We start from the raw sequence: 15,192 nt of genomic DNA on the forward strand, positions 1-15,192 counted from the left end.
TATTCTACTTAAATTTTTAAAATTTTAGCTTTGTAATTTTTGTCTTAACGCCTCTTGCAAAAGCGAGCCAGCTAGCATGCGCTCTTCCTTCATAAAGATAAAATTCTCGCCGAATTCGCCCTCTAATTCGACCTTGCGATACGGCCCTGAATACATTACAATGATTTTTGCGCTTAAATTTTCCTTATTTAGCATATTTGTAACGATATCGAGTTTTTCTTGGTTTGTGAGCGTTAGGATTATCACAGATGCCTGACGCAGGCTAAATTCGTCGATGACGCTTTTTTGCATCATATTGGCAAAATGCACATTTTCCCCACGCGATTTGCCAAGATCCACAAGCTCCAAATCGCTTTCAGCCACGATATATGGCAGACCATTATCGCGTAGTCTAAGCAGTATTTCTTGTCCGACTCTGCCGTATCCGACGATGACGAAGTGGTTTTTCATAGGCGAAATTTTGACCTTATGCACCTCGTCTTCGAGTTTTTCGACATTTGATTCGAAGCGGTTTGCGATGCGATTTAGGTTTTTTAGGATAAATGGTGTCAAAATCATCGTCGCCACAACGATTGCGATTAGAATTTGCGCGTTTTCTTTGTTTATTAAATTTTTGGAAATTAAAAGTGCGAAAATCGCTAGGGCAAATTCGCCGATTTGCGCCAGAGATAGGGCTGATTTGAGCGCGATTCTTTTGTGAGTTGAAAGGATTAAAATCGCATAGACAATGCCGGCTTTTAGCGCCATTATAATGATAATTCCTAGTAAAATTACGCCGTAGTGGTTGGCGATAATGTCAAATTTAATCTGAATTCCGATTGTGATAAAAAAAAGTCCTAGCAAAATATCTCTGAGCGAACTCATGCCGGCTGCGATTTCGCGCTTGTATTCGGTTTCGGCGATAATCATACCAGCGATAAATGCGCCCAGCGTGTAGCTAAATCCAAACACATGAGCCAAAAAGCTAGCCCCGATTACCACGAATAAAACCGTAGCGATAAAAATTTCCCTCGAATTTGCCTTGATGACATAGGTAAAAAGGCTATTTATGACAAATTTGCCAAGGATTATGAGCGAGACTATCACAATCGCAGCACTTATGGCGGTGTGCAAAATCAGCTCATTTACAGGCGTGCTATCTGTGGAGGCAAAAATATCAATCATCAGCAAAATCGGAATCACGGCTAAATCTTGGAAAAGCAAAATTCCAAGCACTTTTCTTCCGTGATTGCGATTTATTTCGCCAGAGTCATTTAGACTTTTTAGTACTATTGCAGTAGAACTTAAAGATAGCGCAAGACCGATAATAATGGCGGTTTTGATATTTTCGCTTAAAACTTGATCTATTATGAGAGTGAGTATCAGCCCAGTGCCTGCAACCTGCAAAAATCCGTTGAAAAAGACATCTTTTTTCATACTCATTAGGTGCTTGAAGCTAAACTCCAATCCTATGCTAAACATCAGAAAAACCACGCCAAATTCGGCGATTTGCGACATATACATACTCTCGTCGCGTGTGAGACTATAAATCTGCGTAAAGCACACGCCAGCGACGATATATCCGATAATGCTAGGGATTTCAAAAACTTTAAAAACTATGTTTAGAACGATTGCAAGTGCAGTAATCGTCAAAAATAGCTCGATAGCAAAATCCATTTGCAACCTTTCTGTGAAAATTTTAAATCTTTAATTTTACTAAAATTTTGCTTAAAATATCGCAAATTTAGGGCAAATTCGGCGATAAAATTTCGAATTTTAACTGGTTTTTAGTGAAATTTAACTATAATCATCAGTTTTTAAAATCAAATAAAAAGGCAGTTAAAATGGCAGATTTTTACAATCCAAAAGAAGTTGAAGAAAAATTTTATAAAATTTGGGAAGAACGCGGTTATTTCGAGATCGACGGCAACAAAAATATCCAAGAAAAAGGCAAAACATTTTGCATTATGATGCCACCACCTAATGTAACGGGCGTTTTGCACATAGGACACTCTCTTACTTGCACACTCCAAGACATTATGACGCGCTATAAACGCATGGACGGATACAAAGCGCTGTATCAACCAGGCCTTGATCACGCAGGAATCGCCACTCAAAATGTCGTCGAACGCGAACTTTTAGCCCGTGGCATAAAAAAAGAAGAAATCGGCAGAGAAGAGTTTTTAAAACATGTTTGGAAATGGAAAGAGCAAAGCGGCGGCACGATAGTTCGCCAAATCCGCCGTCTTGGCGTGGGTCCTGCTTGGAGTAGAGAGAGATTTACCATGGACGACGGGCTTAAAAACGCCGTGCGAAAAGCCTTTGTAAATTTATACGAAAAAGGGCTTATTGTTCGCGGAAATTATATGGTGAATTGGTGCACTCACGACGGCGCCCTTAGCGATGTCGAAGTCGAACACAAGGCAAACAAAGGCAAACTTTATTATGTGCGATACTTCCTTTGCGATGAAAAAGATAAATTTATCATAGTTGCTACAACACGCCCTGAAACTTACTTCGGCGATACGGCGGTAATGGTAAATCCAAACGATGAACGCTATAAAAATTTAATCGGAAAATTTGTAGAACTCCCTATTATAGGGCGAAAAATCAAAATCATCGCCGACGAGCATGTCGATATGGCTTTTGGAACAGGTTGCGTAAAAGTTACCCCTGCTCACGATCAAAACGACTATGAAGTCGGCAATCGCCACGATTTGGAATTTATCACAATCTTTGATGAAAAGGGCATTTTAAACGAATATTGTGGCGAATTTGTTGGACTTGAACGCCTTGAAGCCAGAGATAAAATCGTCGCAAAACTTGACGAGCTAGGCTTCATCGAAAAAATCGAAGATTACGAAAATCAAGTCGGGTATTGCTACCGCTGTAAAAATGTCGTCGAGCCATATATCTCAAAGCAATGGTTTGTCAAATCAGACATCGCTAAAAATGCCATAAAAATGGTAAATGACGGCGGAGCTGAGTTTTTCCCAGCGCACTGGATAAATAGTTTCAATGCGTGGATGAGAGAGTTAAAAGACTGGTGCATTAGCCGTCAGCTTTGGTGGGGACACCGAATTCCTGTGTTTTACTGCGAGTGCGGACATGAGTGGGCAAACGAAAATGAAAATCCAAGCAAATGCCCAAAATGCGGAAGTGCGAAATTTACGCAAGACCCAGATGTCCTTGATACTTGGTTTTCAAGTGGCTTGTGGCCGATTTCGACACTTGGCTGGGGCAACGGCGACGCGCTAAAAGATGAAAAATGGCATGAGAGCGATTTAGCAGAATTTTACCCAAATACTATGCTGATTACGGGCTTTGACATACTTTTCTTTTGGGTTGCAAGAATGTTTTTCCAATGCGAAAATGCTACTTCCAAACTGCCGTTTAAAGATGTCTATCTTCACGCCCTAGTTAAGGACAAAGACGGCAAAAAAATGAGTAAATCAAGCAAAAATATCGTCGATCCGCTTGATAAAATCGACGAATATTCAGCCGACATTTTGCGATTTACACTGACCGTTTTGTGCGTGCAGGGACGGGATCTGCGCCTAAGCGACGATAAGCTTTTGATTTATCGAAATTTTGTAAATAAACTTTACAACGCAAGTAAATTTTTGCTTTTAAATTCGGCTAAATTCGGTGATTTGGACGAAAATTTGGTTCAAACGAAGCTTGGAGAGTATATGCTAAGCCGTTTTAAGGCGTGTGTAAATTCGGTCAGGGCAAATCTCGACGCGTATCGCTTCAACGACGCTGCGACTGATTTATACAAATTTTTCTGGGACGAATTTTGCGACTGGGGGATTGAGCTAAGCAAAGCAAACAAAGCCGCAATCCCTGAGCTTGGTATGATTTTTAAAGAAGCTTTGAAGCTTCTTAGCCCATTTATGCCGTTTATCAGCGAGTATTTATATCACGAGCTAAGCGGGACTTCTTTGGAGAGCGGAGAATCCGTAACCATGATGAGATACCCAAAAACTTCGGCGCAAAACGAAGGGATCGAAAAGCTTTTTGAGCGCGTGATTGAAGCGATTGTGAGCATTCGCCGTGCAAAAGCGACGATTGATTTAGGAAATGCAAAAATCGCAAAAGCTTTCGTTCTTAGCAATTTTGATTTAAGCGGGGCGAAAGATTATATCAAAACACTTGCTAAATGCGATGAAATCGAGTTTATAGACGCACCTATCGCAAATGCCGTGCGTGATGTGAGTGCAAATTTAGAAAGCTTTGTTGCGCTTGAAGGCGTGGATTTAAACCCTATCATAAATCGCCTTAATTCGCAAAAAACCAAGCTTGAAAAAGAAATCGCAAAGCTAGAAAATATGCTAGGAAATGAGAAATTTATAGCCTCAGCCCCTGCTAGCGTCATCGAAACTAACCAAAATGGACTTGCCGCCGCAAAAGAGCAATTTAGCAAAGTTTGCACCGAACTAGCAAATTTAGGAGTGAAGTGAAAAATGCGAAAGAGTATAAAATTAAAAATTTAGGCAGATAAAATGAAACCATACTACACCATAATTTTACTGATTTTTTCAAATGTTTTGATGACGATTGCGTGGTATGCGCACTTGAAATTTACCAAAATCCCGTTTTTTAGCAACCTTGGGCTTTTTGGGATTATTCTCTTTGGCTGGTGCGTGGCGTTTTTCGAGTATTGTCTGCTAATCCCAGCGAATAAATACGGCTACATCGGCAACGGCGGTTCGTTTGACATTTGGCAGCTCAAAGTCCTGCAAGAAGTCATCACGCTTAGCGTTTTTAGCGTGTTTGCACTGCTGATTTTCAAAAGCGAAGCCTTTCGCATAAACCACATTATAAGCTTTGTTTTCCTAGTTTTGGCTGTGTATTTTATGTTTAAAAAATAGGAAATTTTATGATATTTTTTGGTTTTTCAAAACGATTTTGGCGATTTGAAATGGTGCCATGAAAGCCCAAAAATAGGCAAAATTCAGAAATAAAATTTAATAAAAAGGATAAAAAATGAGTAAAATCAAAGTAGGAATTTTAGGTTATGGAAATTTAGGTCGTGGCGTGGAGCTTGCTGTGCGAAACACAAGCGATATGGAAGTTTTTGGCGTTTTTTCTCGCCGTGAGCCAGCTAGCGTGAAAACCTGCGGCGCGAGTGTTTATAGCATAGATGAAATATTAAATTTCAAAGGCAAATTCGATGTTTTGGTGCTTTGCGGTGGTTCGGCGACTGATTTGCCGACACAAACGCCAGAATTTGCGAAAAATTTCAATGTCGTTGATAGTTTCGATACACACGCCAAAATCCCTGAACACTTCGCAAATGTCGATAACGCAGCCAAAAGCGGTGGAAATGTCGGCATTATCGCTATCGGCTGGGATCCAGGTCTGTTTTCGCTAAATCGCCTTGTGGGCGAAAGTGTGCTAGAAAGTGGCGAAAGCTACACATTTTGGGGCAAAGGCGTGAGCCAAGGGCATTCTGACGCTATCCGCCGAATCAAAGGCGTAGTCGATGCTAGACAATACACTGTGCCGATAGAAAGTGCGTTGGCGAGTGTCAGAGCCGGAGAAAATCCAAATTTAAGCACGAGAGAAAAGCATTTGCGTGAGTGCTTCGTGGTCGCCGAAGACGGCGCAGACAAGGCGAAAATTGAAAACGAAATCAAAACAATGCCAAATTATTTCGCTGATTATGATACGACCGTGCATTTTATCGACTTAGAGACGCTAAAACGCGAACACGGCGGAATCCCGCATGGTGGCTTCGTGCTAAGAAGCGGCAGCACAGGAGAGCGCGGCGAAACAAAACACCTAATCGAATTTAGCCTAAAACTTGATTCAAACCCTGAATTTACAGCTAGCGTGCTGGTGGCTTACGCAAGAGCGGCGCACCGACTGCATAAAGAGGGCAAAAGCGGTGCGTTTAGCATTTTTGACATCGCACCAGCGCTAATCTCGCCAAAAACCCCTAGCGAGCTAAGAAAAGAGATTTTGTAAATTTACTTGCCGTGTGAAGTGCCAAATTTGGCGAATTCGCACGGCGAAATTTAAATTTAAGCAAAGGTTGTTTATGACAAATATCTACAAAATTTTATTCGTGTGTATCCTTGTAGCTGGTGCGGAAATTTTATTAAATTTAAACAAAAACCAAAAAGAGAGTGATAAATTTTTAGTCATTGCACACCGTGGAGCTAGTGGGTTTTTGCCTGAGCATACACTTGAAGCGAAAGCTCTTGCTTTTGGACTTGGGGCTGATTTTTTAGAACAAGATTTGTATTTAAGTAGCGATAATCATCTGGTGGTTGCCCATGAATTTGAGCGAGTTAGTGATGTGCATACGAAGTATCCGCACAAAATGCGTGATACTAACCAAACCACGCCACCAGCGGAATTTATGGAACTTAGAAGCGTGGGTGTTGAATATATAAATCATAAATTTGCAATTTTTGATTTTACGCTAGATGAGATAAAGTCATTAAATGTAACGAGTGAATTTCAAAAAGACAAACCTGATACTCCAAGATTTAAGGATAGATTTCCGCTTCACAAATCAAATTTTAGATTTCATACATTTGAGGAAGAGCTCGAATTTATTCGTGGTTTAGAGAAATCCACTGGTAAAAAAATCGGAATTTACCCAGAAATTAAACTGCCATATTTTTTTCACAAGCGTGGCAAGGATATAAGTTTGCAAGCCTTGCAGGCGTTGAAAAAATATGGTTATAAAGATAAAAATGATTTGATCTACTTGCAGGTTTTTGATTTTAACGAGTTAAAACGCATTAAAACAGAGCTAATGCCAAAGCTCGGTATGGATTTGCCTTTGGTTTTTTTGATAGATGGTTGCGTAGGTGAAGTTAAAGACTATAAGAATAAATTTTGCACAAATATTGATGAAGTGCTCAAATATACAGATAATTTCGGCGTCGGTCTTGCTTCGCTAATTGATTTTAAGCACAAAAAACCGACAGAATTTGCCAAAAAACTTATAGAAAAAAATGTAAAAATTCACGCTTGGACGCTACGAAAAGATACCTTGCCAAAAGGTGTAAATAATGTAAATGAAATGCTTGATTTGTTATCTAGTATCGGCGTGAGCGGCGTTTTTACCGAGTTTATAAACGATGTGGTTGAATACAACGAAAAACAATCTAAAAAGTAGTAAATATGACAAACGAGGTTTTGTAGAAAACTAACACTCTTTAAATTTGCGTTTTTCACAAACACTAGCCAAATTTAAATTTTATAAAAGGAAAATAATGCAATCAAATTTACCTGCTTTGATTTTTGCTTTTTTGGCAGCACTTTTTTATGGAGCGGGAATTCCATTTTCAAAAATACTGCTAGATGTCATAGAGCCGACATTTTTGGCTTCGTTTTTGTATCTTGGTGCAGGTTTTGGCATGGGTGCGATTTACTTTTAAATTTCAAAAAACAAAGCACTTCAAGCCTTGAAAAAGCCGATTTTCCTTATGTTTTGGCTATGATTGTGCTTGATATTATCGCTCCGATTTTGCTTATGTTTGGCATTTTAAAGGCAAACTCTGCAAACGCTGCACTTCTTAGCAACTTCGAAATAGTCGCCACTGCTGTGATTGCTTTGGTTATTTTTAAGGAATTTATATCTTTTCGCCTTTGGATTGGCATTATTTTAATCTGCGTTTCTAGTGTTATTTTAAGCGTTGAAAACGCCCAAAATTTCGCTTGGAGCGCTAAAAAACGAGAGATTTATCCTGCCAAACTCAAATTTACGCTCTCGCAAAGGCTACAATGAGCTGTTTAAAAAGGCTGGATTTGAGCCAAAATTTTGTGCGAAACCGAGACTTTTGATATCGCAAACTCCATTGTCGCAAGCGGCGGCGAGGCGTGTTTTACAATACCGCAAATGGTAAAATCCGACAAGGCAAGCCTTATTAAGCTTTTTGAACTTGCAGACGCACCCGATGCCAAAACCCTAGTTTTGGCTTACAAAAAGGGCAAACAACTAAACAGAGTTGAAAAAGAGTTTATAAATTTTGTTTTGAAGATAAAAGATAGTGAGTAAAATTTGGCAAAATTTTGAATTTCGCAGAATTTTGCCATTTTAGCGGCCTATAATTTTTGCTTTTGCGATTGCTTCGAATTTTTGCAAGCAAAAATTCTCGCAATGACACTTAAAAGCGAAATTCGGCAAAATTTCGGCGCAGTATCCCCAAGTTGCGATAGCGAAATTTGCAGAATTTTGTTTTAAATATTCGAATTTTGGATAGATTTTTTGCTAGAAAGTATTTTTAGGCTAATTCTGCCAAGCAGATCCAAAAAGAATATATAGATGACAATCGGCACCGCTAAGAGCCAAAATCCAGCATAAACTAGCCAAAAGTTAAAAACCGAAATTGCCTTGAAAATCTCGATTCGGACGATAGTGCCTTCGTATCCGTTAGAAGGCCACGGCATCCCCCAGATATTCGCCAATGTTGCAAGATTTGCCAAAATCAAAAAAAATAACGCGAAGTAGCGTTTTTGCAAGATTTGAAATTTATACGCAATCGCTATAAATAGGGCGCAAACTAGAATATTAAAAAGCAAAATTTCAAAGCAGATGAACAAATTATCATGGGCTGGAAACGCTATACAGCAAATGCCTAGCAAAAATATTACGATATCGTTTTTCATCGATACAAAATTCGCCCTAAACGCACCATATTTGACCCACATTTTATGGCTAGTTCGAAGTCATCGCTCATGCCCATTGAGCAGATTTTTGCGCCGTGTGGTTGCAGACTTTCAAAAATTTTATAGGTAATTTCAAAGCTTTTTTGTATTTCGCGCTCGTCTTCTGAGTGCGCGCCGATACTCATCACACCGCATAAATTTAGGTTTTTACAACTCTCTTTTATCTGCAAAAACTCATCAATCGCGCGCGAAATTTCAAGCCCGTTTTTGCTACTTTCGTTAGCTGAGTTTATCTCCAAAAGCGTATCTAGCGTGAAATTTAGCCGTTTATTTACAGCAGTAGCAAGCTCATAAGAGTTGCAACTTTGCCACAAGCACGGGCGTAAGGAGAGCAAATGATTTATTTTATTGCTTTGAAGCGAGCCGATGAAATGCCATTTTAGGGGCAGGTTGCTTAAAATTTCGCATTTTCGCTTCATCTCTTGGACGCGGTTTTCGCCAAATTCGATTTGCCCCTGCGAGTAGAGATTTTCCACCGCGTCAGTATCTACATTTTTGCTCACAGCGATTAGGCGCACGCTCTGCGCGCCTGATGAAATTTTTGCGCTGTCTATGCGCTCTAAAATTTGCGCTAGATTCATTGATAAAATCCTAGCATGCGCGCGAAGTCATTGACTATCGTAAATATCATCAGCATTGCCAAAATCGCGATTCCAGCGTAGCTAGCGCCGATGAAAACCTTCTCTGGCACTGGGCGGCGAAACACAAGCTCGATTAGGTTAAACAAAATATGTCCGCCATCAAGAGCCGGGATTGGGAAGAGATTTATTATGCCCAAATTCACAGAAATCAGCGCGACAAGGAGCAAAACTACCGAAGCTCCGTAGCTTACAGCCTTGGTCGTGATATCGGTGATAGCGACGATTCCGCCCATTTCTTTGGGAGAAACGACGCCTGAGACTAGTTTTTCGAGCCCAACTAAGATGATTTTGCTCGATTGGATTGTCTCATCTAGCGCGAAGCCAAGCGAGCTAGCGCCCGTGTGATAGAGCGTGATATATTTGGGTTTGTTGCCTGGGGAAATTCCGATTAGTGGGGTTTGGATACGCTCTCGCCAAATGTTTAGTTTCTCGCCCATTTTCGGGGTTAAATTTATGTTTTTGATTTCGCCTGCGCGCTTGATTTGCAGGTTTAAATCCCCGGCTACGACATTTTTGGAGATATCGTCCCACTCTCTGATTTGCGCGCCATTTATTGATAAAATTTCATCGCCGACCATGATTCCAGCACTTTGTGCGGCTGAGTTTTCGCTCACTGCGCCTACGATTGGCGCGATACGCTCTACACCGATATAGCCTAGGCTAATGTAGATTAAAAACGCCAAAATTATATTAAACGCAGGCCCAGCCACAAGTATGGCAATGCGCGCTAGTGGGCCTTTGGTGTTGTAGCTATCGGGGTCGAAATTTTTGGCACTTGGGTCTAAATCCTCTTGGCCTTTTAGGCTGACATATCCGCCAAGCGGGATTGCGCTTATGCAATACTGTGTTGCGCCGATTTGTTTGGTGTAAATTTTCTCGCCAAAGCCCACGCTAAATACATTTACGCCCACGCCAAGCAGGCGTGCAACGCTAAAATGGCCAAGCTCGTGGAAAAATATCAAAAAGCTAATAGCTAAAATCGTTACAAAAAAATGCAACCCGTAAAAATACAACCCACAAAGCAAAATTCCTATGGTTAAAAGTATGCTTTTCAAAAATCACTCCGTTGCTTTTGCATTTTTTTTGTGATTTTTAGCATAAGCTAAAATATATTCTAGTCCCGAATACAGCGTGAGTGCTACTGCGAGCCATAGCAAGAAATTTCCGCCACTCCACTGCATTGTCAAAAATCCTATTGCAAACATTTGCGACACCGTTTTTACCTTGCCCGCCATTGAGGCTGAGACGCTGATATTTTCGCTCACCATAACCGTGCGAAAACCTGTGATAAAAAACTCACGGATTAGGATTAGATACACAGCCCAGGGGCTCGCTCTATCAATATACATAAGCCCTAAAAATCCAGCTAAGGTTAGCATTTTATCAGCCAGAGGATCGATGATACCGCCAAATTTGGTGATTTGATTCCAGCTTCTAGCGATAAATCCGTCGAAAAAGTCCGTTACAGAGGCGATTACGAAGGTTAGGGCGGCGAAGTAGTTTATCCAGCTGACATGCACCGCGCCAACCATACCGCTACTATCGGCATTGCCAGCAAGCAAAATGAGATAAAAAAACAAAGGTGCTAGTAAAACTCTAAAAATCGCTAATATATTTGGTAAATTCCACATATTTTTTCCAAATTTTATTTAAATGTCGTTCCGCCATCGACGATAAATGTATGACCTGTAACCCAACTAGCCTTGCTCGAACACAAAAACAGGCACGCACCTGCTAAATCTGTCGGCTGTCCCATGCGATTAAGCGGGCTTAGTTCGGCTGTTTTGTCGCGCACTTCCTCATAATTCGTAAAAGCTCTTAAAGCGTCTGTTTCGATTGGTCCGCCACTTACGACATTTACGCGGATATTTTTCTCGCCAAGCTCGGTTGCGGCGTATCTTGCCATAGCCTCAACTGCCGCTTTTGCAGTGCCGTGTCCTGAGTAATGCTCGATATAGACTAAATTTCCAGTCGAACTTAGGCTGATTATACTGCCGCCGCCTACCTTTTCCATGCGTTTGGCTGCTTCTTGCGAGCCCACGACAAAGGCATTTACGGTCGCGGTAAAGATATTGTTAATCCCGCGTGGTTTTAGCTTCATAAATTTAGTGTATCCACCAGCTACCGCGCGACCAGAAATAATGGCATTTGAGATGAAAAAATCCACTCTATCAAAATCTGCATCAATCTTTTCAAACAGCTCTTTGTAGGTCTCTGGCTCTAAGATATTTAGCGCATATGCCCTTGCTTTAATGCCAAATTCCTTCTCTAACTCGGCTGCTTGGGTTTTGGCTAACTCTTCGTTTGAGTTGTAGGTAAAGGCGACATTTGCGCCAACTTTGGCGAATTCCAAAACAATCGCGCGACCGATTCCGCGCGTTCCACCGCTGATTACTAGGGTTTTTCCTTTAAATTCGTTGATAGTTTCTATCATTAAAATCCTTTGATATTGTATTGTTTCATAACAGCTTCAATTTTAGCTAAATTTTCCTTGCTAGGCTCGCAAAGTGGCAAACGATACTCCAAAGTTGGCATTAGCCCAGCGATATACATTGCCGCTTTTATCGGGATTGGGTTGCTTTCACAAAAGAGAATTTTATTTATTGCATACAAATCATCATTAATCTCTTTTGCCTTGATATAATCGCTATTTAGTCCGAAATTTACGAGCTTTGAAATATAATCAGGCAATAAATTTGCAGTTACTGAGATGACGCCCTTTCCGCCGTTTGATAGGATAGGGTAGTTTATCGCGTCCTCGCCACTAATCACGCTTAGTTTCGGCTCATGTGCTAGCAAATCCACGCATTTATCGATACTGCCACTTGCCTCTTTTACGCCGTAAATATTCTCGCAATCGTTAAAAAGCTTGATTATGGTTTCTGTGTCGATATTGCAGCCAGTTCTACCCGGGACATTGTATAAAAGCACCGGAATTTCGATAGAGTTTGCAATCTCTTTGTAGTGCAGATACAAGCCTTTTTGGGTCGGTTTGTTGTAGTATGGCGCGACAGAGAGTATTCCATCAGCCCCATGCGCTTGCGCAAATTTAGCTAAATCCACAGCCTCGTGCGTGGCGTTTGAGCCGGCGCCCGCTAGGACTTTGACGCCTGTGTTTTTGCAGGTATCGACTGCGATTTCTATGCAGACTTTGTGCTCATCGTGGGTCAATGTGGCGCTCTCGCCTGTGGTACCGACAGGGACTAGGACATTTATGCCGTTATCGATTTGGCGTTTTATGAGTTTGGCGTAGGTTTGCTCGTCAAGTTTGCCATCTTTAAACGGCGTGATTAATGCGGTCATTGAACCGATAATTACATTTTTATTCATCGTTTTCCTTTCGTAAAATCAATGTGGTTGAATTTTTAAATTTGAGATATTTTTTCATAGTTTCGTTTAAATTTTGCGCTGAGATGTTTTCGATATCGCTTTGGAGTCTAAACAGCGCGTCCAAATCGCCTCTGATGATATATGAGCCATAAATGCTAGCCACCTTGCTAGCGCTATCCATGGAGTAAATTAGGCTTGATTTGGCTGAATTTTTGAGTTTTGTGATTTCATCATCGCTGATTTGAGAATTTTTTGCATTTTCTAGGATAGCAAAAATTTCATCTCTTAGCCTCTCGCCAGCGACCCCAGCGTTGCAAACGCCAAAAATTATCATTAAATTTTCATGTTTGCTGGCTAGATTATAGACATCGATTTGATTGGCTAGCTTTTTCTCATCGACTAAAATTCGTTGCAAAAGCGAGCTTTTCATACCGCCAAGATAGTCGCAAAGAGCGTTTATACTGGCTGCGTCAGTGTGGTTAAATGGCGGGATTTTAAAGGCGGTTGCCACGATTTGGACATGAGAGTCTTTGTGTATGAGATTAAATCTAGCACCGTCTTGCTCTGGTTCTGGCGCGCAAACATGCGACTTTTCGCAGCGATTTTTGATATGCGAAAAGCTCTTTTTGGCTAGCTCAAACGCGCTATTTTCATCGATATCGCCACTGATTAGCAGTGCTGCGTTGTTTGGATTATAAAATTTAGCGTGAAATTCCCTGATATCCTCGATTTTCCAGCCCTCTATATCGCTTCTAAATCCAATCGGCGTCCAGTGATATGGGTGATAAACAAAGGCGCTGTTATACAGCCTAAAAAACAGATATCCAAACGGATCGTTATCCGTGCGCCAAAGCCTCTCTTCTAAAACCACATTTCGCTCTGGCAAAAACTCGCTCTCTTCGAGCTTTAAATTTTCCATGATGTCTGCGTATAAATCGAGGCATGTGGCTAGATTCGAGCGCTCGCATTTGATGAAATAGTGCGTGAAATCAAAGCCCGTGCTTGCGTTATTCACGCCACCAAAACCTTTTACAATGGCGTCAAATTCGCCAGCTTTGCGGTTTTTTGTGGATTTGAAATTTAGGTGTTCGAGCATGTGGGCTATGCCACTTTTGCCCATGACTTCGTCCTTTGAGCCCACATCGTAAAATAGATCGACGCTGATGACATCGCTACCTAAATTTACCGGTATATGATAGACGGCTAAGCCGTTTTCTAGCGTGATTTTATTGAATTTTGCAAACATAAAAACCTCATTTTTTTAAATTTAAACCGATTGCTTCTGTGATATTTGAAAGTCCGTCTTGGCGCAAGAGTGAAGCTAACTCGGAGTTGATATTGTAGGCTATTTTAGGGCCTTTGAAAATAAAACTTGTGAAAATTTGCACTAGGCTCGCGCCGTCTTTTATGCGCGTATAGGCTTCTTTGCCGTCGCTGATACCACCGCAGCTAATCAGCACTGCTTTGCCAAATAGTTCGCTAGATACTGCGCGGAAAAGCTCGCGCGATTTTTGCGTGATTAACCTGCCGCTAATTCCGCCAAAATCCCTTGCTTTGGGCGTTAGCGAGTAATCAATGCTAGTGTTATTTACTAGTAGGGCATCTGCCCCAGCCTCCACGGCGCACGAGCATAGCGACACAGCCTTTTGCGCGCTCATATCGGGGGCGATTTTTAAAATTATTGGTTTTTTGGTAATGCCTCTCATCATATATAAAATTTCTTTTATGAAACTTTCATCTTGCAAAGCGCGCAAATTTGGCGTATTTGGCGAGCTAATGTTGATTTCGAAAATATCGCAAAGCCCCTCAAATTTGCGAGTTAAAATTTCATAATCGCTTAGAGCGTTTTCGTTTGGCGTGATTTTGTTTTTGCCAATGTTTGCGACAAGCGGAAATTTGGCTGGGTAAATTTTGCGCACGCGCTCTGCGATAGCCTCGGCGCCCTGGTTGTTAAAGCCCATTGCGTTTTGGATACTTTCCTCTTCGATTAAGCGGAAAAGGCGCGGTTTGGCGTTGCCGGGTTGGGGTTTTGGCGTAAATGTCCCAAACTCAGCATGCCCGAATCCAAGGGCGTAAAGTGGGGCTAGCATGGTTGCGTTTTTATCAAATCCACCGGCGATTCCAAGCGGATTTTCGAAATTTAACCCCCAGATTTTTTGATTTAGAATTTCATCTTTAAAGGTTGTTTCTTTGGCTAAAATTTCCAGTCCAAACGGAACTGCGCTTAGTGTGCGAAGCCCCAATTCTGCGATATGGTGTGCAGTTTCTGGCTGAAATTTAAAAAATATTTTTTTTAGCGTGTTGTAATCCATAAAATTCCTTTTCAAAACTCATCATTTTAGCGAAATTTGAATTAATAATTCTTTATATTTTTAGCCAAATTTGTGTAGTTTTGATTGTTTTGAAATGCGAAGCATTTCAGTAAAATAAAACCAGCTAAATTTAAAGCTTTGCTTTAAATTTAGCCACTTCTAAGGTTTTACAGGGGTGGGGGTTGGTAAGGGGGAGGGTAGCGTCTCCTAAAAAGCGCGCCCTCCCCCTTACAGAGAAT

15 protein-coding genes are annotated in these 15,192 nt (G+C 41.1%); 6 read left to right on the forward strand and 9 right to left on the reverse strand.

Going from position 1 to position 15,192, the window contains the following annotated elements:
- Positions 1 to 24: 24 nt before the first annotated feature.
- On the reverse strand, positions 25 to 1,656 hold the full coding sequence (locus OFO12_RS05920; RefSeq protein WP_270869820.1) for a cation:proton antiporter domain-containing protein: 1,632 nt from the start codon (positions 1,654 to 1,656) through the stop codon (positions 25 to 27).
- A gap of 167 nt (positions 1,657 to 1,823) precedes the next feature.
- On the opposite strand from OFO12_RS05920, the gene OFO12_RS05925 reads away from it, so the two are divergent.
- The 6 genes from OFO12_RS05925 to OFO12_RS05950 all read left to right on the forward strand — a co-directional run bounded on the left by OFO12_RS05925 (position 1,824) and on the right by OFO12_RS05950 (position 7,999).
- Positions 1,824 to 4,442 (forward strand): valine--tRNA ligase, encoded by a 2,619-nt coding sequence (locus tag OFO12_RS05925; protein ID WP_270869821.1) that lies wholly within the window; start codon positions 1,824 to 1,826, stop codon positions 4,440 to 4,442.
- A gap of 42 nt (positions 4,443 to 4,484) precedes the next feature.
- The gene (locus OFO12_RS05930; protein WP_270864912.1) at positions 4,485 to 4,853 is read left to right on the forward strand and encodes a DMT family protein; all 369 of its coding nucleotides are present in this window, start codon (positions 4,485 to 4,487) and stop codon (positions 4,851 to 4,853) included.
- Between the two features lie 115 nt (positions 4,854 to 4,968).
- The gene (locus tag OFO12_RS05935; RefSeq protein ID WP_270869822.1) at positions 4,969 to 5,952 is read left to right on the forward strand and encodes a diaminopimelate dehydrogenase; all 984 of its coding nucleotides are present in this window, start codon (positions 4,969 to 4,971) and stop codon (positions 5,950 to 5,952) included.
- A gap of 73 nt (positions 5,953 to 6,025) precedes the next feature.
- Entirely contained in the window at positions 6,026 to 7,117 is a 1,092-nt protein-coding gene (locus OFO12_RS05940; protein WP_270869823.1) for a glycerophosphodiester phosphodiesterase family protein, read from the forward strand.
- Positions 7,118 to 7,282: 165 nt separating this feature from the next.
- Entirely contained in the window at positions 7,283 to 7,729 is a 447-nt protein-coding gene (locus tag OFO12_RS05945; protein WP_270869834.1) for an EamA family transporter, read from the forward strand.
- Positions 7,730 to 7,762: 33 nt separating this feature from the next.
- On the forward strand, positions 7,763 to 7,999 hold the full coding sequence (locus OFO12_RS05950) for a hypothetical protein (RefSeq protein ID WP_270869824.1): 237 nt from the start codon (positions 7,763 to 7,765) through the stop codon (positions 7,997 to 7,999).
- Between the two features lie 182 nt (positions 8,000 to 8,181).
- Here the strand turns inward: OFO12_RS05950 and OFO12_RS05955 are convergent, their stop codons facing one another.
- Genes OFO12_RS05955 through OFO12_RS05990 form a run of 8 tightly spaced genes read right to left on the reverse strand, consistent with a single transcriptional unit; the run spans position 8,182 to position 14,953 of the window.
- Complete coding sequence (locus OFO12_RS05955; RefSeq protein ID WP_270869825.1) at positions 8,182 to 8,610, reverse strand: hypothetical protein; 429 nt, start codon at positions 8,608 to 8,610, stop codon at positions 8,182 to 8,184.
- Positions 8,607 to 9,251: a YggS family pyridoxal phosphate-dependent enzyme gene (locus OFO12_RS05960; RefSeq protein WP_270869826.1), complete on the reverse strand. Its 645-nt coding sequence runs from the start codon at positions 9,249 to 9,251 to the stop codon at positions 8,607 to 8,609. Before OFO12_RS05960 ends, OFO12_RS05955 begins: the two co-directional genes overlap by 4 nt.
- A complete protein-coding gene (gene rseP / locus OFO12_RS05965; RefSeq protein WP_270869827.1) occupies positions 9,248 to 10,366 on the reverse strand; it encodes an RIP metalloprotease RseP in 1,119 nt (372 codons plus the stop codon). Before rseP ends, OFO12_RS05960 begins: the two co-directional genes overlap by 4 nt.
- A gap of 3 nt (positions 10,367 to 10,369) precedes the next feature.
- Positions 10,370 to 10,942, reverse strand: a complete 573-nt coding sequence (gene pgsA, locus OFO12_RS05970; RefSeq protein ID WP_270859450.1) for a CDP-diacylglycerol--glycerol-3-phosphate 3-phosphatidyltransferase — start codon at positions 10,940 to 10,942, stop codon at positions 10,370 to 10,372.
- Between the two features lie 14 nt (positions 10,943 to 10,956).
- Entirely contained in the window at positions 10,957 to 11,745 is a 789-nt protein-coding gene (locus tag OFO12_RS05975; protein WP_270859451.1) for an enoyl-ACP reductase, read from the reverse strand.
- Positions 11,745 to 12,641 (reverse strand): 4-hydroxy-tetrahydrodipicolinate synthase, encoded by an 897-nt coding sequence (dapA, locus tag OFO12_RS05980; RefSeq protein WP_270869828.1) that lies wholly within the window; start codon positions 12,639 to 12,641, stop codon positions 11,745 to 11,747. Before dapA ends, OFO12_RS05975 begins: the two co-directional genes overlap by 1 nt.
- Positions 12,634 to 13,887, reverse strand: a complete 1,254-nt coding sequence (locus OFO12_RS05985) for a M16 family metallopeptidase (RefSeq protein ID WP_270869829.1) — start codon at positions 13,885 to 13,887, stop codon at positions 12,634 to 12,636. Before OFO12_RS05985 ends, dapA begins: the two co-directional genes overlap by 8 nt.
- Before the next feature lie 7 nt (positions 13,888 to 13,894).
- On the reverse strand, positions 13,895 to 14,953 hold the full coding sequence (locus OFO12_RS05990) for a quinone-dependent dihydroorotate dehydrogenase (protein ID WP_270869830.1): 1,059 nt from the start codon (positions 14,951 to 14,953) through the stop codon (positions 13,895 to 13,897).
- Between the last annotated feature and the right edge of the window lie 239 nt (positions 14,954 to 15,192).

Origin of the sequence: Campylobacter sp. JMF_04 NA10 (assembly GCF_027737655.1) — a bacterium.
Taxonomy (GTDB): Bacteria; Campylobacterota; Campylobacteria; order Campylobacterales; family Campylobacteraceae; genus Campylobacter_B.